General features: G+C 66.0%; 25 protein-coding genes and 2 tRNA genes. 15 read left to right on the top strand and 12 right to left on the bottom strand.

Features of this window, described 5'->3' with window-relative positions:
• Positions 1 to 21: 21 nt before the first annotated feature.
• Genes LGT36_RS02530 through leuC form a run of 3 tightly spaced genes read right to left on the bottom strand, consistent with a single transcriptional unit; the run spans position 22 to position 3,468 of the window.
• The gene (locus tag LGT36_RS02530) at positions 22 to 1,347 is read right to left on the bottom strand and encodes an MATE family efflux transporter (RefSeq protein WP_226095518.1); all 1,326 of its coding nucleotides are present in this window, start codon (positions 1,345 to 1,347) and stop codon (positions 22 to 24) included.
• A 45-nt stretch (positions 1,348 to 1,392) separates the two neighbouring features.
• On the bottom strand, positions 1,393 to 2,031 hold the full coding sequence (leuD, locus tag LGT36_RS02525) for a 3-isopropylmalate dehydratase small subunit (RefSeq protein ID WP_226095517.1): 639 nt from the start codon (positions 2,029 to 2,031) through the stop codon (positions 1,393 to 1,395).
• A gap of 12 nt (positions 2,032 to 2,043) precedes the next feature.
• Entirely contained in the window at positions 2,044 to 3,468 is a 1,425-nt protein-coding gene (gene leuC, locus LGT36_RS02520) for a 3-isopropylmalate dehydratase large subunit (RefSeq protein WP_226264500.1), read from the bottom strand.
• A 95-nt stretch (positions 3,469 to 3,563) separates the two neighbouring features.
• Here leuC and LGT36_RS02515 point away from each other — a divergent pair, with 95 nt between their 5' ends.
• The 5 genes from LGT36_RS02515 (at position 3,564) to LGT36_RS02495 (ending at position 9,272) form a co-directional block, all read left to right on the top strand.
• Complete coding sequence (locus tag LGT36_RS02515; protein ID WP_226094908.1) at positions 3,564 to 4,283, top strand: IclR family transcriptional regulator; 720 nt, start codon at positions 3,564 to 3,566, stop codon at positions 4,281 to 4,283.
• A 181-nt stretch (positions 4,284 to 4,464) separates the two neighbouring features.
• On the top strand, positions 4,465 to 7,494 hold the full coding sequence (locus LGT36_RS02510) for a glycoside hydrolase family 9 protein (protein ID WP_248642152.1): 3,030 nt from the start codon (positions 4,465 to 4,467) through the stop codon (positions 7,492 to 7,494).
• A gap of 208 nt (positions 7,495 to 7,702) precedes the next feature.
• Positions 7,703 to 8,221 (top strand): flavodoxin family protein, encoded by a 519-nt coding sequence (locus LGT36_RS02505; RefSeq protein WP_226094644.1) that lies wholly within the window; start codon positions 7,703 to 7,705, stop codon positions 8,219 to 8,221.
• Between the two features lie 75 nt (positions 8,222 to 8,296).
• The gene (locus LGT36_RS02500) at positions 8,297 to 8,836 is read left to right on the top strand and encodes a hypothetical protein (protein ID WP_226094645.1); all 540 of its coding nucleotides are present in this window, start codon (positions 8,297 to 8,299) and stop codon (positions 8,834 to 8,836) included.
• Between the two features lie 4 nt (positions 8,837 to 8,840).
• The gene (locus tag LGT36_RS02495; RefSeq protein ID WP_226094646.1) at positions 8,841 to 9,272 is read left to right on the top strand and encodes a thiol-disulfide oxidoreductase DCC family protein; all 432 of its coding nucleotides are present in this window, start codon (positions 8,841 to 8,843) and stop codon (positions 9,270 to 9,272) included.
• Here LGT36_RS02495 and LGT36_RS02490 read toward each other — a convergent pair.
• The 3 genes from LGT36_RS02490 to LGT36_RS02480 all read right to left on the bottom strand — a co-directional run bounded on the left by LGT36_RS02490 (position 9,269) and on the right by LGT36_RS02480 (position 10,996).
• Complete coding sequence (locus LGT36_RS02490) at positions 9,269 to 10,222, bottom strand: hypothetical protein (protein ID WP_248642150.1); 954 nt, start codon at positions 10,220 to 10,222, stop codon at positions 9,269 to 9,271. The genes LGT36_RS02495 and LGT36_RS02490 overlap by 4 nt on opposite strands.
• 34 nt (positions 10,223 to 10,256) lie before the next feature.
• Positions 10,257 to 10,811, bottom strand: a complete 555-nt coding sequence (locus tag LGT36_RS02485) for an RNA polymerase sigma factor (RefSeq protein WP_226095456.1) — start codon at positions 10,809 to 10,811, stop codon at positions 10,257 to 10,259.
• Positions 10,812 to 10,923: 112 nt separating this feature from the next.
• Positions 10,924 to 10,996, bottom strand: a tRNA-Glu gene (locus tag LGT36_RS02480).
• Between the two features lie 181 nt (positions 10,997 to 11,177).
• Between LGT36_RS02480 and LGT36_RS02475 the strand changes: the two genes are divergently transcribed.
• Positions 11,178 to 13,331, top strand: coding sequence for an ATP-dependent Clp protease ATP-binding subunit (locus LGT36_RS02475; RefSeq protein ID WP_226095455.1), 2,154 nt, complete (start codon positions 11,178 to 11,180; stop codon positions 13,329 to 13,331).
• A 266-nt stretch (positions 13,332 to 13,597) separates the two neighbouring features.
• Here the strand turns inward: LGT36_RS02475 and LGT36_RS02470 are convergent, their stop codons facing one another.
• The 5 genes from LGT36_RS02470 to LGT36_RS02450 all read right to left on the bottom strand — a co-directional run bounded on the left by LGT36_RS02470 (position 13,598) and on the right by LGT36_RS02450 (position 17,018).
• On the bottom strand, positions 13,598 to 13,777 hold the full coding sequence (locus tag LGT36_RS02470; protein WP_226095454.1) for a hypothetical protein: 180 nt from the start codon (positions 13,775 to 13,777) through the stop codon (positions 13,598 to 13,600).
• A gap of 71 nt (positions 13,778 to 13,848) precedes the next feature.
• Positions 13,849 to 13,920 (bottom strand) — tRNA-Gln (locus LGT36_RS02465).
• Positions 13,921 to 13,987: 67 nt separating this feature from the next.
• Positions 13,988 to 14,713: an HAD family hydrolase gene (locus LGT36_RS02460; protein WP_226095453.1), complete on the bottom strand. Its 726-nt coding sequence runs from the start codon at positions 14,711 to 14,713 to the stop codon at positions 13,988 to 13,990.
• Positions 14,710 to 16,197, bottom strand: a complete 1,488-nt coding sequence (gltX, locus tag LGT36_RS02455) for a glutamate--tRNA ligase (RefSeq protein ID WP_226095452.1) — start codon at positions 16,195 to 16,197, stop codon at positions 14,710 to 14,712. The genes LGT36_RS02460 and gltX overlap by 4 nt, the downstream gene beginning before the upstream one ends.
• A gap of 29 nt (positions 16,198 to 16,226) precedes the next feature.
• Positions 16,227 to 17,018: a fumarylacetoacetate hydrolase family protein gene (locus LGT36_RS02450; protein ID WP_226095451.1), complete on the bottom strand. Its 792-nt coding sequence runs from the start codon at positions 17,016 to 17,018 to the stop codon at positions 16,227 to 16,229.
• Between the two features lie 51 nt (positions 17,019 to 17,069).
• On the opposite strand from LGT36_RS02450, the gene LGT36_RS02445 reads away from it, so the two are divergent.
• From LGT36_RS02445 to LGT36_RS02425, 5 genes are all read left to right on the top strand, one after another.
• The gene (locus LGT36_RS02445) at positions 17,070 to 17,564 is read left to right on the top strand and encodes a ClbS/DfsB family four-helix bundle protein (RefSeq protein WP_226095450.1); all 495 of its coding nucleotides are present in this window, start codon (positions 17,070 to 17,072) and stop codon (positions 17,562 to 17,564) included.
• On the top strand, positions 17,561 to 18,658 hold the full coding sequence (locus LGT36_RS02440; RefSeq protein WP_226095449.1) for a heparan-alpha-glucosaminide N-acetyltransferase domain-containing protein: 1,098 nt from the start codon (positions 17,561 to 17,563) through the stop codon (positions 18,656 to 18,658). Before LGT36_RS02445 ends, LGT36_RS02440 begins: the two co-directional genes overlap by 4 nt.
• A gap of 49 nt (positions 18,659 to 18,707) precedes the next feature.
• Complete coding sequence (locus tag LGT36_RS02435) at positions 18,708 to 19,148, top strand: hypothetical protein (RefSeq protein WP_226095448.1); 441 nt, start codon at positions 18,708 to 18,710, stop codon at positions 19,146 to 19,148.
• A 181-nt stretch (positions 19,149 to 19,329) separates the two neighbouring features.
• Entirely contained in the window at positions 19,330 to 19,980 is a 651-nt protein-coding gene (locus LGT36_RS02430; RefSeq protein ID WP_226094595.1) for a CueP family metal-binding protein, read from the top strand.
• Positions 19,981 to 20,095: 115 nt separating this feature from the next.
• Entirely contained in the window at positions 20,096 to 20,986 is an 891-nt protein-coding gene (locus LGT36_RS02425; RefSeq protein ID WP_370634285.1) for a 3-methyladenine DNA glycosylase, read from the top strand.
• Here LGT36_RS02425 and rnhA read toward each other — a convergent pair.
• Entirely contained in the window at positions 20,983 to 21,411 is a 429-nt protein-coding gene (gene rnhA / locus LGT36_RS02420) for a ribonuclease HI (protein WP_226097508.1), read from the bottom strand. The two genes, LGT36_RS02425 and rnhA, sit on opposite strands and share 4 nt — an antisense overlap.
• Before the next feature lie 125 nt (positions 21,412 to 21,536).
• On the opposite strand from rnhA, the gene ybaK reads away from it, so the two are divergent.
• The 4 genes from ybaK (at position 21,537) to LGT36_RS02400 (ending at position 23,477) form a co-directional block, all read left to right on the top strand.
• Positions 21,537 to 22,043, top strand: a complete 507-nt coding sequence (ybaK, locus tag LGT36_RS02415; protein WP_226097461.1) for a Cys-tRNA(Pro) deacylase — start codon at positions 21,537 to 21,539, stop codon at positions 22,041 to 22,043.
• Entirely contained in the window at positions 22,044 to 22,766 is a 723-nt protein-coding gene (locus LGT36_RS02410; protein ID WP_226097462.1) for a YggS family pyridoxal phosphate-dependent enzyme, read from the top strand.
• A 101-nt stretch (positions 22,767 to 22,867) separates the two neighbouring features.
• On the top strand, positions 22,868 to 23,065 hold the full coding sequence (locus tag LGT36_RS02405) for a helix-turn-helix transcriptional regulator (protein WP_226097463.1): 198 nt from the start codon (positions 22,868 to 22,870) through the stop codon (positions 23,063 to 23,065).
• Positions 23,049 to 23,477: a hypothetical protein gene (locus LGT36_RS02400; RefSeq protein WP_226097464.1), complete on the top strand. Its 429-nt coding sequence runs from the start codon at positions 23,049 to 23,051 to the stop codon at positions 23,475 to 23,477. Before LGT36_RS02405 ends, LGT36_RS02400 begins: the two co-directional genes overlap by 17 nt.
• Positions 23,478 to 23,499 lie beyond the last annotated feature (22 nt).

Below are 23,499 nucleotides of genomic sequence, written 5' to 3'. Positions count from 1 at the left end.
TCCCGCAGCCCCTCCACGGTTCTAGGCCAAGGTCTTCACCAACCGCGGGTAGAGAGCGGCGAGTGTGATCTGCCTGGCCACGTTGAGCGCCAAGAACGCGATCCACACATGGTGGTTGGTCAGCCCGCCACTGCGGGCGCCAATGACCAGCACTGGCACAAAGACAAGTACAACCGACGCCGACATGGATGCCAGCATGAACCCCGGCCTGCCTGCACCGAGGTAGACACCGTCGAGCCACCACGACGCCCACGACAGCGCGGGCAGCAACGCGATGTAGAGCCAGTACTCCCGCGCCGTGTCGTTCACCGCTGGCAGGTCAGTGAGGACGCTCAGCAGAGGGTCCCGCGCAAGCAGATACGCAGCCGTGGCCACGAGTGCAATCACGGCCATGGGGATCGCGGACGCGAGCGCCGCTGCGTTCAGCTCTGGCGCCGACCGCCGGCCAGCGGCGCGCGCCGCGAGCGCCTCGGCAGCATTGGCGTAGCCGTCGAGGGCGTACGACGCCAGGTGCATCAGTTGCAGCATGATCGCGTTGGCGGCGAGCGTCTCGGTGTCAAAGCGGGACCCCACCGACGCCACAAAGGTGATGACACCCATGAGTAGCGCCGTACGGGCCATCAGGGTGCCGTTAAAGCGCGCGAGGCGCGCCCAACCGACGCGCAAGGTGCGGTCGCGCCAGTCACGAAGCGTCGCGCGCTGCTCAGGGTCGAGGTGGCGCCACAAGAGATACGCGGCGAGGACAACGCCGATCCATTCCGATGCGAAGGTGCCCCAGCCAGCACCGCGTGCTCCCCATCCGAGCCCTGCCACGAAGAGGAAATCGAACCCGACGTTCGCGAGGGCCGTCGTGGTCGCTACCGCGAGCGGCACCCGCGTGTTGTGCGCGCCGATGAAATAGCCAGCGATCACGAGCGTGACAAGCAGCGCGGGCAGAGAGAGCCCTCGGATCAGGGTGTACTCAAGCGCGGTATCCCGTTCCTGGCCCGCTGGCGCAAGACCCGCGAGCACGAGCGGCACTACGACCCACTGCAACGCGAGCCACGCGACGGCCATCACACCTGCGAGCCCTATGGCGCGCTGGACGTGGCGCACAGCGCCGATGGCGTCGTCAGCACCGAAAGCGCGGCCCACGAGAGACGTGGTGCCCACGCGCAAGAACGAGAACACCCAGAACAGCGTGGCGATGACAGCGGCGCCAAGCCCCACGGCACCGATGTCAACGGCGCCTGCGAAGTTGCCAAGGACCGCCGTGTCCACGAGCCCCGCGAGCGGCACCGCAATGTTGGACGCGATCGCTGGCACGGCCAGACCGGCGGCCTTGCGGTGCGGGAGCGGACGCGCCACGGACCAGAAAGTGCCGCGCGCGTCCTCCTCCCGTACCGCCATCAACTACTGAGCGGGCCGCGCCGCGACGACGTGCTGCTTGGGCTCCGTCTTCGCAGGAAGCGTCTTGGGTCGCCAAGCGTCGCGAGTCGCTTCGAACGCCGTGATGTCCTCTTCGTGCTTGAGAGTGAGCCCGATGTCGTCGAGTCCCTCCATGAGGCGCCACCGCACGTAGTCGTCGATCTCGAACGGGACGGTGAGCTCGCCGCACGTGACGGTGCGGTCCTCGAGCGACACCGTGATCTGCTTGCCGGGCTCCGCCTCGAGCAGCTTCCACAGCAGTTCGATGTTCTCCTGGCTCAGGACCCCGGTGACGAGGCCCTGCTTGCCGGAGTTGCCGCGGAAGATGTCGGCGAAGCGAGACGCGAGGACCACCTTGAAGCCATAGTCCTTGAGCGCCCATACGGCGTGCTCGCGCGAGGAGCCGGTGCCGAAGTCTGGCCCGGTCACGAGCACTGAGCCGTTGGCGTACTCGGGCTTGTTGAGGATGAAGTCCGCGTCTCCGCGCCAAGCGGCAAAAAGCGCGTCCTCAAAACCTGTGCGCGTGACGCGCTTGAGGTAGACCGCCGGGATGATCTGGTCGGTGTCTACGTTGGAGCGACGCAGCGGGACGCCGACGCCGGTGTGAGTGGTGATTTTCTCCATGAGTCTTCTCCCTTACACGAGCGCCGCTGGGGCGTCTTCCAGGTCGTCTGGGCTTGACAGCGTGCCACGCACGGCGGTCGCGGCGGCCACGAGCGGGGACACGAGGTGGGTGCGGCCACCCTTGCCTTGGCGTCCCTCGAAGTTGCGATTCGAGGTCGAGGCACTGCGCTCTTGGGGCTTCAGTTGGTCGGGGTTCATGCCAAGGCACATCGAGCAGCCGGCATTGCGCCACTCGGCACCAAAGTCCATGAACACCTTGTCGAGGCCCTCGGCCTCCGCCTGGAGACGCACGCGAGCGGATCCTGGAACCACGAGGAAGCGTGTGTTCGGGGCCTTAGCGCGACCCTTGATGATGTTCGCTGCCGCGCGTAGGTCCTCGATCCTGCCGTTGGTGCAGGAACCCAAAAAGACGGTATCGATCGCAACATCCCGGAACTTGGTGCCGGGGGTCAGTCCCATGTACTTGAGGGCCGAAGCAGCGGCCTCGCGCTCCGATTCCTCCGCAAAGTCCTCTGGGTTCGGCACACTCGCGCTGAGGGGCAATCCTTGACCAGGGTTGGTGCCCCACGTGATGAACGGCTCCAGCTCAGACGCGTCGAGGTCGACCTCGGTGTCGAACACCGCGTCGTCGTCCGTCACGAGCGTCTTCCAGTACTCGACGGCGGCGTCCCAGTCCGCACCCTCTGGCGCGTGCGGGCGACCCTTGACGTACTCGAAGGTGGTCTCGTCTGGCGCGATGAGGCCCGCGCGGGCCCCCGCCTCAATTGACATGTTGCAGATCGTCATCCGCGCTTCCATCGACAGTGCCTTGATGGCCTCGCCGCGGTACTCGAGCACGTAGCCCTGCCCGCCGCCGGTGCCGATCTTCGCGATCACTGCCAGGATCACGTCCTTGGCCGTCGTGCCCTTCGGCAGTGTGCCGTTGACGTTGATCGCCATCGTCTTGAATTCCTTGAGCGGCAGCGTCTGCGTGGCGAGCACGTGCTCCACCTCTGAGGTGCCGATGCCGAAGGCGAGGGCGCCGAATGCGCCGTGGGTCGACGTGTGGGAGTCGCCGCACACGACGGTCATGCCCGGCATCGTGAGGCCAAGCTGGGGGCCAACGACGTGCACGACGCCCTGGTCGGCGTCGCCTAGCGAGTGGATGCGGACGCCGAACTCCTTGGCGTTGTCGCGCAGGGTGTTGATCTGGATGCGGCTCGTCTCGTCCGCAATCGGCAAGTCGATGTTGAGCGTCGGCGTGTTGTGGTCTTCCGTCGCGATCGTGAGATCGGGGCGGCGGACCTGGCGTCCGGCGAGCCGCAAGCCCTCAAAGGCCTGAGGGCTCGTGACCTCGTGACACATGTGTAGGTCGATGTAGATGAGGTCTGGCGCGCCATCCTCACCCTTGGTGACCAGGTGATCCCGCCACAGTTTCTCCGCAAGCGTGGTTCCCATGCGCTCCTCCTTCGGACGGGGCGGTCGTTGCCTCGCCGGTCTCTGTTGCATCCTACTACTCGACATCTCACTATTTGAGACGCTAGTATCGCTCTATGGACAATCATAGCGGCGTGGGCGTCGTTGACAAGGCTGCGGCCATACTCGGCGCGCTTGAACAAGGCCCTGCCACTCTCGCCGAACTCGTCGAGACCACTCATCTCGCTCGACCAACGGTCCACAGGATTGCGCTCGCGCTAGAACACCACCACCTCGTCGGCCGCAACCCCGCTGGGGCGTTCGTGCTCGGGCAGCGCTTCCGCCAACTGGCCGCCACCGTGAGCGAGGACCGCTTAGTCGCCGCCGCCCAACCCGTCCTCACAGTGTTGCGGGATCGCACGGGTGAGTCGTCGCAGCTGTATCGCCTTCACGGCGATCAGCGCATCTGCATCGCGGCGGCAGATCGGCCCGTCGGGCTGCGCGACTCCATCCCGGTGGGCACCGCTATGACGATGCACGCCGGTTCGGCCGCTCAAGTACTCCTGGCATGGGCGGATCCCGAGACGATGCACGCTGGCCTTGAGGGCGCCCGTTTCACCGCGGCGGATCTCGCCGTGGTGCGCGCGCAGGGCCACGCGGAGAGCGCTGGCGAGAGAGAGCCGGGCGTGAGTTCGGTGTCAGCGCCCGTGTGGGGTGCGGGAGGCACCGTGATCGCGGCCGTCTCCATCTCGGGACCCATTGAGCGCCTCACCCCTCATCCAGCCGCGGCGCATGCGGGACCGGTCAAGCACGCAGCGCAGCAACTGTCGCAAATGCTCGGCAACCGGGAGCGATAGGAGCCACGGAAGCGCTTCGCCCCTGAGAGCGCTCTCGATTGTCGGCCCTGATAGAAGCACGTCTTTCTGTATGAACCGGTACAAACCCGGCGTATCGAATCGTTTCTTGCTAGCGTCGTCGCGGCAGGCAAAGGCGCCTGTTGATGGGCACTTTCGCACCCCAAGATCGAAGGGTTCACCCGTGTTTACACCGACGTTGACACGCACGACTTTGGCCGCCATCGGCGCGGCAGTCCTTGGACTTGTGACACTTACTCCGGCCTCGGCCGACGTGACGAACGGTGACTTTGAAGCCGGCGAGACCGGCTGGTTCACCTATGGCTTCGACTCTACAGAGTTCGACGGCACGCAGTTCTGCGGCGACGTCCCAGGAGGCACCACGAATCCGTGGGATGTGGGCATGGGTCAGAACGACCTGACCTTGCCCGCCGGCGACTACGTGTTCAGTTTTGACGCGTCCGGCGACGGGCCGGTGCGCGCGATCGTCGCCCAGAACGGCGGCGCCTACACGGTCTATTCCGAGGTGAACGCTATCCCTGGGGACGACATGGTCCACTACGAGGTGGGATTCACCCTCGATGAGGCCGCAACGGATCCCCAAGTGGCCTTCCAGGTGGGCGGCGCGTCGAGCGGCTTCACGTTCTGCGTGGACAACGTGTCCGTGTCCGCCCCAGGCACCGAGTTCGTCACCAATGGCACGTTCGACGACGGACTTGACCCGTTCGCACAGTATGGCTTCACGTCAACGACGACGGCAGACGGCAGTTTCTGCGCATCGGTTCCGGCAGGCACCGCCAACCCGTGGGACGTCGGAATTGTCTACAACGACCTCGTGCTGCCCGCTGGCGACTACAGCTTGTCATTTGACGCGAGCGGCGCTGGCCCCGTCAGGGCCCTCGTGGGCGTCAATGGCGCTCCGTACACGGTCTACACCGAGATCAACGCGGTGCCTGGTGAGGGGGATTCCTATCAATCGAGTTTCACTCTCGACGACGAGGTGGGCAACCTGCAGATCGCGTTCCAGGTAGGGGGTGCTGCCGATGCGTGGGACTTCTGCGTCGACAACGTGTCGCTGGTGGGCGGTGCAGAATTGCCCCGCTACACACCCGAGGTGGGATCACCCATCAAGGTCAACCAGGTGGGCTACCTCACGGACGGCCCCAAGAACGCGACGCTCGTCACAGACTCCACCGAGCCACTCGACTGGTCTCTTGTTGACGACGCCGGCGCCACCGTCGCGTCCGGAACCACCTCTCCCCTGGGCGTCGATGGCTCCGCCGGTGCAAACGTCCACGGCATTGACTTCTCTTCGACGACGGCCCCCGGCACCTACACGCTGCAGGCCGACGGCGAAACGAGCGAACAGTTCGTGATTGGAGACGACCTGTACGAACAATTGCGGCTCGACGCGCTGAACTACTTCTACTTGGCACGATCAGGCACGCCGATCGAGGCGAGCATCGTGGGCGACAGCTACGCGCGCGCCGCTGGCCATGTCTCCTCGCCCGCCGACGGTGCGGTCAACCAAGGCGACCTCGATGTGCCCTGCCAGCCCGCCGCGGAATCTGAGGCCGTCTACGGAGTGCCGTGGACCTGCGACTACACGCTCGACGTTGTCGGCGGCTGGTACGACGCTGGCGACCACGGCAAGTACGTGGTGAACGGAGGAATCGCGACGGCACAGTTGCTGGGCACCTTTGAGCGCACCAAGACCGCCGCAAGCACGGACGCCGGAGCCTTGGGCGACAACACCCTGAACCTGCCTGAGCACGACAACGGTGTACCCGACGTGTTGGACGAGGCGCGGTGGGAGCTTGAGTTCATGCTGTCGATGCAGGTACCACAGGGCGAGCAGTACGCCGGAATGGTCCACCACAAGATCCACGATTACGGATGGACCGGCCTGCCACTGTTGCCGGTCAACGACGCGCAGACGCGCTACCTGCACCGCCCATCCACCGCGGCCACGCTGAACCTGGCGGCCACCGCTGCGCAGGGCGCCCGGTTGTTTGCTCCCTACGACTCGGCATTCGCGGCCGAGTTGCTTTCGGCGGCAAAGTCGACGTGGAACGCAGCCTTGGCTCATCCCGAGGTGTATGCACCCGCAGCTGACGGGAACAACGGCGGCGGCCCTTACAACGATGACGACGTCTCCGACGAGTTCTATTGGGCGGCGGCGGAGCTGTTCATCACCACGGGTGACCAGCAGTATGCCGACTTCCTGCTCGCGTCCCCCGTTCAGGAACAGGACTCCTTCCCGGTGACGGCTTTCAGCTGGGACGCGATGGACGCCATTGCCAAAATGAACTTGGCGACAGTGCCCAACGCCTTCTCTGGCAGGGACGACGTTGTCGACCAGGTGGTCGCTGGCGCCGACGCGATCGCGGCGGTGCAGCAGTCTCAGGAGTTCGGTCTCGCGCTTCCCGACGATGCCTTCGTGTGGGGCTCGAACTCGCAAGTACTGAACAACATCGTGGTCCTCGGTACCGCGTACGACCTCACGGGAGCAGCAACGTATCTCCACGCAGCGGTGGAGTCGATGGACTACCTGCTCGGACGCAACGCGCTCGGACGGTCCTACATCACCGGCTGGGGAGATGTGTATAGCCAGAACCAGCACTCGCGCTGGTTCGCGGCTCAGCTGAACCCAGACCTGCCGCACCCGCCCGCCGGTTCCGTGGCAGGCGGACCCAACACCGATGTCGGCACCTGGGATCCCACTTTCGCCAATCTCTACCCCGACGCGGACTGCGCACCGCAGCTGTGCTACGTCGATCACATCCAGTCGTGGGCGACCAACGAGATCACGGTCAACTGGAACTCGGCGATGTCATGGGCGGCGTCGTTCCTCGCGGATCAGGACTCCGGTGCCGCCGCCGCGGCGCCTCGCTGCGAGGTGGACTACATCGTCCACGGCACCTGGCCCGGGGGCTACAACACGCAGATCTGGATCAAGAACACCGGCCAAAGCACCATCAATGGTTGGGAACTCTCGTGGGCCTATCCCGGCGACGATGAGGTGACGAGCCAGGCCTGGAGCGCGCAGTGGAACCAACAGGGCGCGACCGTCACCGCGGAGAGCTATCCGTGGAACGCCACCATCAAGCCGGGTAAGCGCACCACGCTCGGATTCATAGGTGACCCCGGCGCGCTGAGGGAGGAAGTCCCGGAACAGTTCTGGCTCAACGGCCAGAGCTGCCCCGTGGGGTAGCCGGGCCGCGGGCGAGTAGTCGCACGGCACACGGGCCCCGATGCCATGGCGTCGGGGCCCGTGGCGTGCGGGTCGCGGTGGGGCAACACACGCCGCTCGGGTCCCACGCTCCCCTGCCCCGGGCCCTGCGCCTGCGCTAAGGCACATTCAGCTGGCCTGAAGGCTTTGGTCCCTTGTGCCCGCCTGTGCTGGCCGCTGGGATGAAGATATGTCTGCACTGGTTGTCTACGAATCGCTCTGGGGGAATACCGCCGCCATCGCTCACGCCATCGGCGAGGGCATCGGCGAGGGGACACTCGTGCGTCACACCGGCGAGGTCGATCCGGCGGAGGCAGCCGCCGCCACCCTGCTCGTGGCTGGCGCCCCAGTTCACGCCTTCAGCCTGCCCACCGAATCCACCAAGAAGTCAGTCGCCGAAAAGTCGCTCGCGCCGGGCGACATCCCGCCCGATGTCTCTCAACCGCCTCTCAAGACCTGGCTCGAAGGACTCCCCCACAGCTCGGCAGTGGCCGCGGCCTTCGACACACGCGTGCGAGGACCCCTCGGTCATGGCGGCGCGAGCCGTATCGAGAAGGCACTCGCGCAACGGGGCTATCGCATCGCCGACAAGGCTCAGGGCTTCTACATCGTCAATCAGAAGAACGTGAAGGCGCCAGCCAGCATGCTGCGCGAGGGCGAGATCGAACGCGCAAAGGACTGGGGTCGATTCCTCGCCTCCCGCGCCTGACTGGCGCGTGACGACCTTGTCACAAACGGACCATGGTCCTGCCGCCACATACCCGCGCCGGTATAGACCTGTGGTGTGGATGCAATGGTGCTCTACGAGTCCCTGTGGGGAAATACGGCCGCGGTAGCGCGCGCGATCGCCGTAGGAATCGGGCCGTCCACACGCGTCGCTCACACCGGCGAGGCATCCCCTCAGGATGTGGTGGGACTCGACCTCCTGGTGGTGGGATCCCCCGTGCACGCCATGACGCTACCCACGAAGCAGTCCCTTACGGGCGTCGCGCGACGTCAGCTAGGCCCTGGAGACATTCCGGCCGACCTCGACCAACCCCTCCTACGCGACTGGCTTGCGGCTATGCCAGCGACGACGCTGCTGGCCGCTGCGTTTGACACGCGCGTCTCGGGATTCGTGGGGCGCGGCGGCACCACCACGATCGAGCGGCTCTTGGTGGAGAAGGGCTGCCAACTCGCCACACGCGGCGAGGGCTTCCTGGTGGGCAACTACGGCGCGCTTCACGCGTCCGGCAGCATGCTCAAAGAGGGCGAGCTGACACGCGCAGAACACTGGGGCGAGGGCCTGCGTGAACTCGCCTTTCCTGGCGGCGCCGTACGCTGACGGCGTGAGCACAACCCGCGCCATCGTTGTCTTCGATGGCGAGTGCGCGCTGTGCAACGGATTTGTCGCGTGGTTGGTGCGTCACGACACCCATGAAAGATTCCTCCTCGCGGGCTCGGCTGGCGAGGTGGGCGCTGCCGTGGTCGCCAAGGCCGGCTTGGCCCCCGAGATCACCGCGTCGACATTGCTGGTGTGGGATGGCCGCGCTCACGTGCAATCTGACGCGGTAATCGCCGTCGCGCGCGGTGTGCCGTGGCCCTGGAGGGCCGCCGCGGCGATGCGCATCGTGCCCCCGCCCTGGCGGGACGCGGTCTATCGCTTTGTCGCGAGCAGGCGACCACGCATGGACGCCGAAGACCCATCGTGCGGCGTGCCGCCCGCTGACTTGGTGCACGCGTGGCGGGCACGTCTCGCGACGCTCGAGGACCTCGCTTAGGGCTTGCCCTTGCCCTGGGCGCCCGGCGTTGCGGGCGCCTTGCCGTTGTTGCCTGGCGTCTCGGGCGCCTTGCCGTTGTTGCCTGGCGTCTCGGGCGCCTTGCCGTTGTTGCCTGGCGTCTCGGGCGTCGCGCCGTTGTTGCCTGGCGTCTCGGGCGTCGCGCCGTTGTTGCCTGGCGTCTCGGGCGCCGTGCCGTTGTTGCCTGGCGTCTCGGGCGCCGTGCCGTTGTTGCCTGGCGTCTCGGGCGCCGTGCCGTTGTTGCCGGGCACCTCAGGCGCCTTGCCCGCAATGGTGCGTGCGAACTCGCTGACGGCCGCGCCAAACTCCTTGCCGCGCGTTTCCTCCCCCGCCATCCACTGGAGCATCGTCGCCACCTGTGCGCGCACGTCATCGCCAGAGGATTGCGAGGCCACCGAGAGTGCCGCGCGGTGGAGCGCGGTGGCGGAATCGTCGTCGCCAGCGTCTTCGAGCGCGGAGACCACGTGCTCAAGAGCCTCGTCAACGGAACCTTCGTCGAGCAAGACCTGCGCTTCGTCAAGGCGCTCGGAGGTGCCACCGTCGAGCAGGCCCACGCTCTCAAGAGCCTGGTCAACGCCGTAGAGCAAGTCGCCTGGCGCTGCCTCGTTGGCGGCGGCCGCACCTGCTAGCCCAAGCCCTGACACTGCCGATACCGCGATTGCAGCGGAGAGCCTTCTCCGCCACGCTCCGCGTGCGTGCGTGCGTGGAGCGAAGCGCGCCTCGGGCGCGACGGCACCGCTCGCCGAGGCGACGGCAACGGACGCGAGCTGCGCTGCAAAGGCGGAGACGTGCGCCGGATCGGGCTCCAGCACCAGTGTGGCCTTCATGGAACCCAGCACTCCGTGGAGCGGAGCAAGCGCGGGGTCGCGGGGGACGCGACCGGCCACCAGGGCGTCGATGTCGCGTTCCGAGAACGAAGTGTTGTTGTCCATGTCACCTATGTCATCGCTGGGCGACTCGTTTTTGTTACGCATCGTCCGAAAGCTCTTTCCTCAGGTCGCGCAATGCGCGGTTCTGGAGCGCTCGCACGGCACCTTCGGAGGTGTCGAGCACCTCGGCCGCTTGAGCCACAGAGAGGTCGCCAACGACGCGCAGCAGGAGGACGTCCCGTTGGGCCTGGGTGAGGTGGTCGATGATCGCGTGTACTTCCACCATCGACATCGACGTCATCGCCTCGTGCTCGACATTGCCAAGCCAGCGGCGTTCGGCGTGCTCCTGGGCGGCGTCGCCGTCTGCCACGGGAACCTGCCGACCCCTTGACCGCCATGCGTCCTGCATGCGCCGATGCGCAATAGTGAATACCCAGGCGCGAAAAGAATCCTCATCCCCTTCGAAGCGATGGATGTCCTTCGCGACGCTGAGGAATGTCTCTGACACGAGGTCCTCGACGTCGGGCGCGCCGGCTCCGCGAAGATAGCCCGCTACTGGGCCAGCAAGGTCGTGGTAGATCGACTCCCACGCCCAGGCGGAGCCAGTTCGTGCCGCGGCAAGGGTGGACGCAAAGTACTCCTTGAGTGTCACGTCACCTCCTCGGCACAGCCCCTCTACCCTGCCTATCGGCGCGAGCGCGTCGGTGATCACCACTTCTGGGGCCAGCACGCAGAAAACCTCTGCCGATGGCAGAGGTTTCTTGTAGCCCCGACGGGATTCGAACCCGCGCTACCGCCTTGAGAGGGCGGCGTGCTAGGCCGCTACACAACGGGGCCCTAGCTGCGCTCCACCGACGGCGGGCGCGAGAGACAAGAGTACCGGATGCGCGCGGCCAAACGCCAATCCGCGCATGCGCACCCAATTTCGGCGGCACTCTTGCCAAGCATCGGCTCGCTTATGTAAACTTGAGTCGCTGTCACTCAAGTTTTCGGATGGCACCAGAACGAGGAGCCCACCATGACCACCACACCCCCATCAGCCACTCAGGAAGAGCAGGCGACCGCTCTCGAGCAGTTCGGTCAAGACTTCACCGCGTTGGCCGAGGCAGGCCTCCTCGACCCCGTCATCGGTCGAGACGAAGAGATCCGCCGGGTCATGCAGGTTCTCACTCGCCGCACCAAGAACAACGCCGTCTTGATTGGCGAGCCAGGCGTCGGCAAGACCGCCATCGTCGAGGGCCTCGCGCAACGCATCGTCGCTGGCGATGTCCCCTCCTCGCTCAAGGATCGACGAGTCGTGGAGATCGCCATGAGTTCCGTCGTCGCCGGCGCGGCCTACCGCGGCCAGTTCGAGGAACGACTCAAGGCGATCCTCGCCGAGGTCGAGCAAGCCGAGGGACGCGTCGTCTTGTTCGTCGACGAACTCCACACCATCGTCGGCGCCGGAAAGGCCGACGGCTCTGTCGACGCTGGCAACATCCTCAAGCCGATGCTCGCGCGCGGAAAGCTGCGCATGATCGGGGCCACCACTCTCAACGAGTACAGGGAGCACATCGAGACCGACTCGGCGTTGGAGCGGCGCTTCCAGCCCGTGTACGTGGGCGAGCCTTCCCTCGACGACACGGTCGCCATCTTGCGCGGCCTTCAGGAGAAGTACGAGGTACATCACGGCGTCAAGATCACGGACGAGGCGATCGTCTCGGCCGCAACCCTGTCGGATCGCTACATCTCCGATCGCTTCTTGCCAGACAAGGCTGTCGACCTGATCGACGAGGCCACCAGTGCGCTCAAGATGCAGCTGGACTCGATGCCGATTGACCTGGACCGCATTAGGCGCAAGATCATGCAGCTCGAGATCGAGCGCACCCAGGTGGCCAAGGACAAGTCTCCTGCCGCGAAAGAGCGCCGCGAAGAGATCGACGCGGATATCGAGCACTTGCGCCACGAATCGGAGGCCCTCAACATGCGGTGGGCACGGGAGAAGGACTTGATTGTGCGCGTCTCCGGTGCGACCGAACGCCTCGAGGCCCTGCGCGGCGAGTTGGAGCGAGCCGAGCGCCTCGGGGAACTCGAAAAGGCCGGGCGCATTCGCTACGGCGAGATTCCTGCAGCGGACAAGGAGATCGCCGACGCTCGGGCCGAGTTGGATGCCATCCCTGCGGCAGAGCGCATGCTGCGAGAAGAGGTGACGGGAGAAGACATCGCTGGCGTTGTCGCGAAGTGGACCGGCGTGCCCGTGGAGAAACTGCTGACGGAGGAGTCGGCGAAACTCGGGCACCTCGAAGACCGGCTGCACGAGCGCGTCATCGGCCAAGATCGCGCGATCAGGGCCGTCTCCGACGCCATCCGCCGCGCTCGTGCCGGCTTGTCCGATGCCCACCGGCCCATCGGTTCGTTCCTGTTCCTCGGCCCAACCGGCGTCGGCAAGACCGAACTAGCGCGCGCCCTCGCGGAGCAGCTTTTTGACGACGAGCGCGCCATGATCCGCATCGACATGTCCGAGTACATGGAGTCTCACTCGGTGAGTCGACTCATCGGCTCTCCCCCTGGTTACGTGGGTTATGACCAGGGCGGCCAGTTGACCGAGGCGGTGCGGCGGCGCCCGTACAGCATCGTGCTCTTTGACGAGGTCGAGAAGGCCCACCCCGACGTCTGGAACGCGCTCCTCCAGGTGCTCGACGATGGCCGTCTCACGGACGGCAAGGGCCGCACGGTCAACTTCACCAACACCATCATCGTGATGACTTCGAACCTCGGGTCAGACGTCATGCTCGCGTGGGATGGCGTTCACAGGGACGCACTTGAGGCCGACCTCATCGAGGTGCTCAAGCGGTCCTTCCGCCCCGAGTTCCTCAACCGTCTGGACGAGGTCGTAGTGTTCGACCGCATCGAGCCTTCCGCGATGGAGGCCATCGTCGACACCGAGCTCGCCAAGGCGATCGCTCGCATCGAGGAGGCCAAGCACATCGCGCTGACGGTCACGCCTGACATGCGGCAGTCGCTTGCGGTGGACGGTTTTGACCCTCAGTTTGGGGCGCGACCCCTCAAGCGACTCATCCAGACGCGGGTGCTCAACGAGCTTGCCAAGGAGATTGTGGACGGGCGTTTGGGCGAGGGAGACGCGGTCACCGTCGGCTGGGAAGACGGAGCGCTGAGGGTCGAGCGCACGTAGGGACGACGCCGCGGCCACACACCCGCACACTCCGAACCGCCCGGGCCCACCGGACACTCCGAACCACCCAGGGCCCACCGGACACTCCGAGCCGCCCCGGGCGCACCGCCCACTCCGAACCGCCCCGGGCGCACCGCCCACCGGACACTCCGAACCGTTTCTGGTCGCGACACGCCGCGACCGCCACGTCCAGACGTCGGGGCGCGGCGTGTCGCTCGCGAGATCGGTTCGTACTGTCCGGGGCGGGCGGGGCCGAGTGCGGCGAACTACTCGGAGGTGGCGCGATGGGCGGAGCGCCAGCGCTCGATGAGTTCGCGCTCCTTGGCGCTTGGCGTGCGGCAACCGCACTCCTCGACGTGCTGGCTATGCCACTCGCCGCGCTGGTCGTCGGTGGCCTTCTGAGGCATGCGGTGTGCCTCGTGCCACTCGCGGTTGATCGCGCCCATGGTGCTCCCTCGGCTCAAGGAATCCACCGTAGATACGACAAAGGCCCGCTTGCGCGGGCCTTTGGTCACAGCTGGGGTACAAGGATTCGAACCTCAACTAACTGAACCAGAATCAGTCGTGCTGCCAGTTACACCATACCCCAATGGTCCCTCGCGGAACCGAGTGACAACTCTACCCGAGCGAACGCCCTGTCCAAAACCGACAGGCCGTCAGCAGTTGAGAAGGAGCACCCCAGGCACCTCGTCAAGCGACTCCACCCGCACAGTTCCGTCGGCCATCTCCCCCACCTGCGGCGGCATACCGGGCCGCTCCAGCCAGATCCCCAGCGCCAGTCCGGCCGCTGCAGCCGCACCGGCGTCAATGTCCTTCTCGTCTCCGACGTACACCACAGAGCCGGGGCTGAGGCCGAGCATCCGTGCACCCTCAAGGAACACGCGGGGATCGGGCTTGCCTACGCCGAACCTGTCGATGCCTACGAGCATCGGCACGCGCCCCAGGCCGCTGCGTTCCAACTTCCGCTCCTGGTACGCGTGATCCGCATTGGACACGGCCCCGTACTCAATACCGCAGCGGTCGAGGGTGTCGAGCAAGGCCTGCGCGTCGTCGTGAGCGGCCCACCCAGCGCGAAACGCCTCTTCGAAGATCTCGTCCCACTGCGCGTAGTCGTGCTCACCCAGAGGGGCCCCACCAAAAGCCGCATGGAGCTCATTGGCGCGACGCATGCGCTGTTCGCGGTGCGACATCTCCCCGCGAGCATGCGCGCGGTACCAGCCGCCTGCATCGACGCGCCAGTGGATCCCCATGGCCTCAAGATCATGCGGCTGCGGCAAGTAGCGGTCCGCGACGGCCGCGAGGGCAACCCGGAAGGCACCCCGCGTGTTGACCAGAGTGTCGTCGATGTCGAGAAGGACTCCGGCGACGGCCTTCACGGTCATCCGCCGATAGTCGCGCGCAGCCGGCGCAAGCGCGCGAGCGCGTGATCCTGTCCAAGGATCTCCATCGACTCGAACAGCGGAGGCGACACGAGCCTGCCGGTCACGGCTACCCGCAAGGGACCAAAAGCGAATCGCGGCTTGATGCCCATCTGCTCCACCAGAACCTCCGTCAGGGCCGCCTGCTGGGCCGCGGCAGAGAAGTCCTCGAGCGCTTCCAACACCCGGATCGCGGCATCAAGAACCTCGTTCGCGTTGTCGGGAAGCTTCTCGATGGCCACCTCGTCGTACTCAAAACCGGCATCGTTCACAAAGAGGAAGCCGAGCATTCCAGGAGCCTCGCCCAGCAGCGTCATCCGCGTCTGGACCAGGGGCACCGCAAGAGCAAGCGTCGCCTCCTCGTGGGGCGTCAGGTCGCGCACGGACGGCCCAGACACCAGCCCTGCGGCGTGCAGATAGGGCACCACGCGCGCGGCAAAGTCCGCGAGCGGGAGCATTCTCATGTGCTCAGCATTGATCGCCTCGGCCTTCTTGAGGTCGAACCGCGCGGGGTTTGGCGTGCAGTCGGCGATGTCGAAGGCCGCGACCAGTTCATTGACGGTGAACACGTCGCGGTCTGGTCCGATTGCCCAACCGAGTAGGGCCAGGTAGTTCAGCAGTCCCTCTGGCAAGAAGCCCCTGTCCCTGTGGTGGAACAGGTTCGACTCGGGGTCCCGCTTGGAGAGCTTCTTTGTCCCCTCACCCAACACCATCGGCATGTGCGCGTACTCGGGAACGGCGTCGGCGATACCCAGGTCCACCATGGCGCGCCACAACACGACCTGGCGCGGCGTGGAACTCAGCAAGTCCTCGCCACGCAGCACGTGGGTGATCTTCATGAGGGCGTCGTCCACAGGGTTGACGAGCGTGTACAACGGGATGCCGTTTGCTCGCACGATGACGTAGTCGGGCACGCTGCCGGCCGGGAACGTCACGTCTCCGCGAATGAGGTCGGTGACGGTGATGTCCTCGTCCGGCATGCGCATGCGGATCACGGGCTCGCGACCCTCGGCGCGATACGCCGCCTTGGCCGCATCGGTCAGTTCGCGATCAAATCCGTCATAACCAAGCTTGGGGTCGCGACCAGCGGCACGATGCCTCGCCTCAACCTCTTCTGGAGAAGAGAAGGACTCGTAGGCGTATCCGCCCTCAACCAACTGACGCACCACGTCGGCGTGCATCTCGTGGCGTTGTGACTGCCGGTAGGGCCCGTAGGGGCCCCCGATGTCGGGACCCTCGTCGTACGTGATACCAAGCCAGGCCATGGCGTCGAGCAACTGCTCGTAACTTTCCTGAGAGTCGCGCTCGGCATCGGTGTCCTCGATGCGGAACACCAGGTCACCGCCCGTGTGGCGCGCATAGGCCCAGTTAAACAACGCTGTGCGGACCATGCCCACGTGCGGCAGGCCCGTCGGCGATGGGCAGAATCGAACACGGACCTTGCTCATGATGTCTCTTTCCTTACGGGCGTTCGCGATTAGTCGCGGCGAATCACAGGGTTGCGCAGCGTGCCAATGCCCTCGATGTCGATCTCCACGACATCGCCGTGGTGCAGAGTGGTCACTCCGGAAGGCGTTCCCGTGAGGATGACGTCGCCTGGTAGCAGCGTGACGATCTCGGACACCATCGCGACGGCGTTCATGACGTCGACCAGCATGTCGGACGTGTGCCCCGTCTGGACGGGCTTGCCGTTGATGCGCGAAGACACCGCAACGTCGTCGTGTGCAAGCTCCGTCTCAATCCACGGGCCAAGCGGCAACGAGGTGTCAAATCCTTTAGCCCGAAACCACTGGTCTTCTCGGCGCTGAAGGTCGCGAGCGGTGACGTCGTTGGCGCACGTGTATCCGTAGATGTAGTCCTCGGCGCTTTCAGGGCTCACGTCCTTGCACAGCCTGCCGATCACGATCGCGAGCTCGGCCTCGACCTGGACGTCTTGCGAGTACGACGGCAACACGATCGGGTCGTCAGGGCCGATGACCGCGGTGTTGGGCTTCAGGAACAAGATGGGTACGTCAGGCGCGGGCCCCCTGTGCGGGATCTCCTTCGCGTGGGCCTCGTAGTTCTTGCCAAGGCAGACGGCCTTTGACCGGGGAATCACTGGCGACAGCAACCGCACGTTCTCGGCGTCAAGTGCGAGCCGCTCCCCCGTCGGCTTGCCCGCGATGTACATGGGATCACCGGAAAGAACAATCAGTTCTTCGCTTCCTGGCTCTCCGTCAACGACGGCGTACTTGGGTTCATCTCCAGTGGTGAATCGGGCGATGCGCATGTCTCTAGCCTAGTCGCCGCTAAAAACCTCCCCCGCGCTTAGCATGGAGCGATGACACCCTTGGGCCCCAAGCACATCATTGAAGCGGCCGACGCCGGGCTTGCGCGCGTCTTGGCAATCACCGACGCGCATCCGGCCGCCTTGCTGGGTGATGCCTGGTTGGGCCGCACCACGAGCGACCTCTTGTCGCACCTACACGCGTGGCACTTGCTGTTCGAAGGCTGGGTGGAGGCCGAGAGAGCAGGCGAGAGCGTCGCGTACCCAGCCGAGGGCTACTCGTGGCGAGACATCGATGCGCTCAATGAGTCTCTCTATACGTTCCACCGAGCGCGTCCTCACGAGAACACTCGCCAACTCCTCGTCGAGTCTCATGCGAGGGTGTGCGACATCGTGCGCACCATCCCCGAGATTGAGTTGACCACGCCGGAAACCCAAGAATGGCTTGGCGACGAGTCACTCGGGGACGTCGCGCACGAGTGCCTTGGAGCCCACTATGAGTGGGCGGTAGGGATTCTCGAGGCTGCCGGCCTCGAGGCCGATTCGTGACCACACCACCCGCTCCACCGCCACGGACGATCCGAGCATCCGCCTCCGCTGCGCGACGCTGGCCCGGCCGCATCGTCGGCCTCGATCTGGCACGCGCCGCAGCGATCATCGGCATGCTCGCCGCGCACGTGGGCGACTCCGGCCACCGCGGGTCGGACAGCGATGGCTGGGCTTGGCTGTGGGTGGCGGACGGGAGGCCTTCCGCGCTCTTCGCAGTGCTGGCGGGAGTCACCGTGTCGCTCATTGCCCGCGCCGACGCTGTGGGCGCTAGTCATGCGGCCCTCCGAGTCGCCACTCGCGGCGTGATACTGATCGGTGCCGGGATCGCACTGGGGCTCTTGGACACGCCCATCGCGGTCATTCTCACCCACCTGGGAGTGATGCTCCTGGTGGTGATTCCGGCGATGCAGTGGAGTGCCCGCAGCCTCTTCGTTGCGGGTGGCGTGGTGCTCATTGGCGGGACTCTCGCCTATCACTACGTCGCTTTGGCCGCCGATGGACTCCCGGTCATTCGCACCGTGACCGACGCGTACTACCCCGTGATCGCGTGGGCTGGCTACGTGCTCGTCGGCATGGGCGTCGGGCGTCTGTCCTTGCGCGACACGTATGTGGCGCGCGCTCTCGTTTTCGCCGGCACGGTCGTCGCCGCCGTCGGCTATGGGCTGGGTTCGCTCGCTGGCTCGCCCCCGCCGTGGAAAGTACCTGCTGGGCCGTGGTGGGCGTCGCTCGAGCCGCACAGCACTTCTCCCACTGAGATGGTCGGCAACACTGGACTGGCACTGTTGGTGATTGGTCTGTGCTTGTTGCTCGCTCGGCCCACGGCCGCGTTCTTCCCCGCCCTCGCGTTCGGGTCCATGTCGCTCACCGTCTATACCGCGCACGTGGTGGTGATCGCGCTCGTCGGCGACCAGATCGTTTGGGAGCCGTCCAACGTGTCTTTCGCCGTGCTGACCCTGTCGCTCATGGCGGCGGCAGCTGTGTGGAGAGCGCTCGTGGGGCCCGGCCCGCTCGAGCGCGTGATGACGATCGCATCGTCCCGGACCGCCAGCGCCTTGGCGGACAGGGACGCGCCACGCGCCGAAGTCCGCCCGTAGGTCCTATGTCCGAATTATCTGCTCCGCGACGTGCTTACACTGGCGCCCTATGAACGGCATGTCCCCCACCGTGATTGGCACGCGCAGGTTCGCTCGCGCGCGTTTCGCCATGCTCGGTGGCGCCATTCTGGTGACGGTGATTCTCGCTCTCGCGTTGGTACACACTCCTCACCAGGTGTCACTCGCGGCAGCTGGAACGGTGGACTCTGTCGCCGCGATGGACGTGATGGTCGGCGGCCACCTCGACCACGCTGCGCCTGCATCGGCGCCTGTGGACGCGGAGTGCGCGACCTGCGGTGGCGAGGATGGTCCCGCCGCCTTCGCATGCGCTCTCATCCTGTTCGTGATCGCCATCATGCGGCTCATGCCGCGCGGCACCGCCCGCGTCGTAGCCTGGCTTCGCAGGTACTGGGCCGCAACGCCCTTGCTGCCCGCCGTGGTCATGCCTCGAGCGCCTAGCCTCCACACTCTCTGTATCAGTCGGACGTAAACCGCCCGGTCTCGATCTCCGCGCGCGCCTGTTCGCCCCCAGCGACCGCGCCATCGCGGTCCCTCCACGGGCTTCCGGAGCCCCTGCCAACGACACGTGTCGTTGCGCCTGACCTTGCGCCGCGCCGCCTCATGGCGCAAGCGCCGTGCGAACCCACTGTCATTGATCAGAAGGATTACTCATGTCTCACCACATCACCGCCCGCGCCGCTGGGCGCACGATCGTCACCGTCGCCTTCGGCGCCGCGGCCGCCTTGATCCTCACGGCGTGCTCGTCCTCAGACGAGCCGACGCCTGCCGGGCCGTCGGCGAGCCCGACCGCTCAGGCTCAGACCCAGGCAGACCCTGCCGCTCAGCTGCTCGCGGAGCACGACCTCGACGGGCTCGACGCCCGTGAGGTGATCGACTCGCTCGACGCCTTGCCGGTGGCGCAGCGTCCGACCACGCTCATGGCGTCGATCCGACCGAATGAGTTGCTGTTGAGCGACGACCAAGCTCGCGAGACTGCGCTGGCCATGCCGGCCGACGAGTTCTACGTCTCGCTCGCCCCGTACGTGAACCAGACGCACGACTGCTACTTCCACAGCCTCACCACGTGCAAGGGTGAACTCCAGAACGTCGACGTTCACGTCCTTGTGACGGACAAGGCAACGGGAGAGATCCTGGTCGACGAGACGCGGACCACGTTCGACAACGGCTTCATGGGCCTGTGGCTGCCGCGCGACATCGACGCGAGCATCACGATCGAGTACGACGGCAAGTCGGCGACGTCGGACTTGTCGACAAGCAACGACGACGACGCCACGTGCGTCACTACGATGCAACTCGCTTAAGACGCAGGTAGCGAAGGCTCCCTCCCCGGCGTGTACATGCCTGGGGAGGGAGCCTTCGTGTCTGCGGCGACCGGCACGAACGCATGGGATGTGCACGCGCTGGGACAATGGCGAGATGGACTCCATGCGCATCACCTTGACGCAGGAGGAATGGGCTCCGATCGCGGCGGCGCATGCGGCGCGGGCCGACGCTCTCACGGCCGGGTATCGCGAGCGCGCTGGACGCGGTCAACGTCACGCGATCGAGGATTTCCTTTTCGACTACTACTCGATGAGACCCTCCCATCTGCGGCGCTGGCACCCCGGCGTCGGCGTCGGCCTTGAAGGCGCCCCGGACCACGCCGGCTGGCGCTTCTACGACACCCGGGACCGGTCGACCTCCCTGGATGCCGAGGCGTTCTGGGAGGCCAAGGGTTCGACGGTCGACTACGTCGAGGCGCTGCTGCGAGCCACCGCTGACAGGTCGGCCATGCGCGGCTGCTTTGGGTTGCACGAGTGGGCGATGGTCTACAGGGCCGGCGAGGACAGGCGGCACTCGCTACCGCTGCGGCTCGGTCAGGACGGGACGGATGCCGTGGTCGATTCGCACGACCTCGTGTGCACCCACATGGATGCGTTCCGGTTTTTCACCCCGGAGGCCTCCCCGCGCAACGCCGTGCAGCTGACGCGCGCGGACCAGCCACGCTTCGAGCAGCCCGGGTGTCTGCACGCGAACATGGACCTGTACAAGTGGGCTGGAAAACTCATGCCCGCGGTGGCCAGCAAGCTGGCCCTCGATGCCTTCGAACTGGCCCTAGAGGTCCGCTATCTCGATATGCAGGCGTCCCCGTACGACGTCTCCGAGTTCGGGCTAGAGCCGGTGCGTATCGAGACGCCTGAGGGCAAGCGCGACTACGCCACGCGACAGGCGGAGTTCTCGCGCCGAGCCGCGCCCTTGCGGGAGCGACTCATCCGGGCATGCGTTGACATCAGGCTAGCCGCGGGTGCCGACGCGCCCGCGACCTAAGCGAGAGCGCGCGCCTGCTCGACTCCCTTGTTGGCAAGAGCGTCGGCGCGCTCATTGCCGGGATCTCCCGCATGGCCCTTTACCCACACCCACGAGATCTGGTGGCGCGCCACCTGGGCGTCGAGTTCCTGCCACAGCTCCTTGTTCTTGACCGGCTTCTTGTCGGCGGTGCGCCAACCGTTGCGCTTCCAGCCGATGATCCACTTGCCGATGCCGTTCATCACATACTGAGAATCCACGTGGAGGGTGACGGCGCACGGCTCCTTGAGCGCCTTCAGGCCCTCGATGACCGCAGTGAGCTCCATGATGTTGTTGGTGGTGTGGGCAGCACCTCCGCACAGTTCCTTCTCGCGGTCGCCGAAGCGCATCCACGCTCCCCAGCCGCCGATGCCGGGATTGCCCTTGCAGGCCCCGTCTGTCCACATGTCGACGGCTGGCAGGCTTTGCGTGTTCACGCCGACACCTTACCCGCAGACGGGCCGATCAATCCGGCCCCGGCTATCGACCCGTGGCGACGGACGCGACCGCCTGGGAGCGGCACAATGGGCTCATGTCACATCGCGGGGCCAAGCACGCACATGCGGCGACGCCCGCCGTCGCGGCGCTCATCGCCGCCGACGTGCCGCACACGCTGCACTCATATGAGCACGACCCCTCAAGCGACGTGGGTTACGGACTCGAGGCAGCCGACGCGCTCGGCGTCGACCCCGACCAGGTCTTCAAGACCTTGTGCGCCTACGTTGACGGCCGCCTGTGCGTCGGCATCGTGCCCGTGACCGCCATGCTCGACCTCAAGGCCTTTGCGCACTCGCTCGGCGGCAAGCGAGCAGAGATGGCTCCCCCCGCCGACGCCGAGCGCTCCTCTGGCTACGTCGTGGGAGGCATCTCCCCCATCGGTCAGCGCAAGGCACTGCCCACCGCGCTTGACGAGACGGCCGAGCTGTTCGACACCATCTACGTCTCTGGAGGCCGCCGCGGTCTCGACATCGAGTTGGCCCCCGCGCACCTCGCCCAGATCACGCACGCCGTGATCGGCCCCATTGCCAAGGACTCCTGAATGACAGCCGACGCCGCAATCGACTACGCCTCCCGCCTCGCCGAGGTGAAGGCTCGCATTCACGCGGCAGATGCCATGAGCGGCCGCCTTGGCTCAGGTGTCAGGGTGCTCGTGGCCACCAAAACGGCCGACGCCGACGCTGCCGCCGCCGCCGTCCGTGCCGGGGCAAGGCTCGTGGGCGAGTCACGCATGCAGGAACTCGATGCGAAGGGCGAGGCGCTCAAGGCCGCTGGAGCAAAGATTCACGTGATCGGCCAGCTTCAACGCAACAAGGCCGCCATTGCCGTGCGGTGGGCGGACTGCGTCCAAACGGTCGATTCCCTGGCGCTGGCAGAGCGCCTCTCTCGCCTGTGCGTCCAGGCGGGGCGCGACCTGGACGTCATGATCCAAGTCAACGTCTCCGGCGAGCCGACCAAGGCCGGAGTGGACCCGGCAGAGGCCCTGGAACTTGCGTCGGCCGTGCAGGGCTTGCCCGCGCTCACGGTGACGGGCTTCATGACGATCGGCCTCAACTCGAGCAAAGAGGCCGAGGTGCGCGCCTGTTACGCACGGCTCACGGCCCTGCGCGACGAGGCCCTGGTGCGCTCCGAGCGCGGGGAGTTGCCGTTGCGCGAGGCGTGGGAACTGTCGATGGGCATGTCCGGCGATCTCGAATGGGCTGTCGCGGAGGGCGCGACCATGGTGCGCGTGGGTACCGCAGTCATGGGTCAGCGGCCCAGGTAGGCCCCGGCTCACCGCGCCTGTTGTCAAGGTGACTTGACAACGCAAGTGGTGTCAAGCATCCTTGTCATGTCAAGCGACCTTGACGCCACAAGGAGGCATCGGTGATCAACTCCGTCCGCGACCTGCGCGAGTTGAGGGGGCTATCTCAAGCCGCTCTTGGCGACGCGCTCGGCGTGTCACGCCAGACCATCAACTCGATCGAGACAGGCAAGTACGACCCGTCGCTGCCGCTCGCCTTCGCCATCTCCCGCTACTTCGACCGCACCATTGAGGAGGTCTTCGATGACCAAGCAAGCTAACCCCATCGCGCAACACACAGCCCTGCGCATCTCCGTCGGCGCCGCCTCAGGCGCCGTCGCCGCCGCCGTCCTCGCTTCCATTGCTTGGGCGGCAGGAAACGACTCCTTCGCCAAGGGCATCGTGTGGGGAGGGACGGTCGGCATCGCTGCGGTCGTGGCTCTCCTCATGCTCGCTCGCACCAGATTCGCGACTGCCGAGGCACGCCTCGTGGCAGATGCCGCCGACGAACGCGAGCGCAGGCTTGCGACCGACGCCATGGCTCTCGCTGCGATTGCCATGTATGCGGCGGCCGTGTTGTGCGCGATGGCGACGCTCTTTGGACTCGAGCCGGAGGCAAGCCTCGCGATCATCATGTTCACAGGGCTCATCACCGCTGCCGTGGCGTTCGCGGTGTCGGTCCGCAGGGACTGACCGGCCCCCGCGCTGAGGCCGG

Source organism: Demequina sp. TMPB413 (assembly GCF_020447105.2).
Lineage (GTDB): Bacteria > Actinomycetota > Actinomycetes > Actinomycetales > Demequinaceae > Demequina.
Note: the sequence above shows the minus strand (reverse complement) of the source record. Positions and strands in the feature narration are given on the sequence as shown.

What these genes read in the sequence shown, in the direction of transcription:
- leuD (WP_226095517.1), bottom strand. Translation starts at nt 2,031, where the DNA reads ATGGAGAAAATCACCACTCACACCGGCGTCGGCGTCCCGCTGCGTCGC.
- leuC (WP_226264500.1), bottom strand. Translation starts at nt 3,468, where the DNA reads ATGGGAACCACGCTTGCGGAGAAACTGTGGCGGGATCACCTGGTCACC.
- LGT36_RS02515 (WP_226094908.1), top strand. Translation starts at nt 3,564, where the DNA reads ATGGACAATCATAGCGGCGTGGGCGTCGTTGACAAGGCTGCGGCCATA.
- LGT36_RS02505 (WP_226094644.1), top strand. Translation starts at nt 7,703, where the DNA reads ATGTCTGCACTGGTTGTCTACGAATCGCTCTGGGGGAATACCGCCGCC.
- LGT36_RS02490 (WP_248642150.1), bottom strand. Translation starts at nt 10,222, where the DNA reads ATGGACAACAACACTTCGTTCTCGGAACGCGACATCGACGCCCTGGTG.
- LGT36_RS02475 (WP_226095455.1), top strand. Translation starts at nt 11,178, where the DNA reads ATGACCACCACACCCCCATCAGCCACTCAGGAAGAGCAGGCGACCGCT.
- LGT36_RS02470 (WP_226095454.1), bottom strand. Translation starts at nt 13,777, where the DNA reads ATGGGCGCGATCAACCGCGAGTGGCACGAGGCACACCGCATGCCTCAG.
- LGT36_RS02460 (WP_226095453.1), bottom strand. Translation starts at nt 14,713, where the DNA reads ATGACCGTGAAGGCCGTCGCCGGAGTCCTTCTCGACATCGACGACACT.
- gltX (WP_226095452.1), bottom strand. Translation starts at nt 16,197, where the DNA reads ATGAGCAAGGTCCGTGTTCGATTCTGCCCATCGCCGACGGGCCTGCCG.
- LGT36_RS02450 (WP_226095451.1), bottom strand. Translation starts at nt 17,018, where the DNA reads ATGCGCATCGCCCGATTCACCACTGGAGATGAACCCAAGTACGCCGTC.
- LGT36_RS02445 (WP_226095450.1), top strand. Translation starts at nt 17,070, where the DNA reads ATGACACCCTTGGGCCCCAAGCACATCATTGAAGCGGCCGACGCCGGG.
- LGT36_RS02435 (WP_226095448.1), top strand. Translation starts at nt 18,708, where the DNA reads ATGAACGGCATGTCCCCCACCGTGATTGGCACGCGCAGGTTCGCTCGC.
- LGT36_RS02430 (WP_226094595.1), top strand. Translation starts at nt 19,330, where the DNA reads ATGTCTCACCACATCACCGCCCGCGCCGCTGGGCGCACGATCGTCACC.
- LGT36_RS02425 (WP_370634285.1), top strand. Translation starts at nt 20,096, where the DNA reads ATGGACTCCATGCGCATCACCTTGACGCAGGAGGAATGGGCTCCGATC.
- rnhA (WP_226097508.1), bottom strand. Translation starts at nt 21,411, where the DNA reads ATGTGGACAGACGGGGCCTGCAAGGGCAATCCCGGCATCGGCGGCTGG.
- ybaK (WP_226097461.1), top strand. Translation starts at nt 21,537, where the DNA reads ATGTCACATCGCGGGGCCAAGCACGCACATGCGGCGACGCCCGCCGTC.
- LGT36_RS02410 (WP_226097462.1), top strand. Translation starts at nt 22,044, where the DNA reads ATGACAGCCGACGCCGCAATCGACTACGCCTCCCGCCTCGCCGAGGTG.
- LGT36_RS02400 (WP_226097464.1), top strand. Translation starts at nt 23,049, where the DNA reads ATGACCAAGCAAGCTAACCCCATCGCGCAACACACAGCCCTGCGCATC.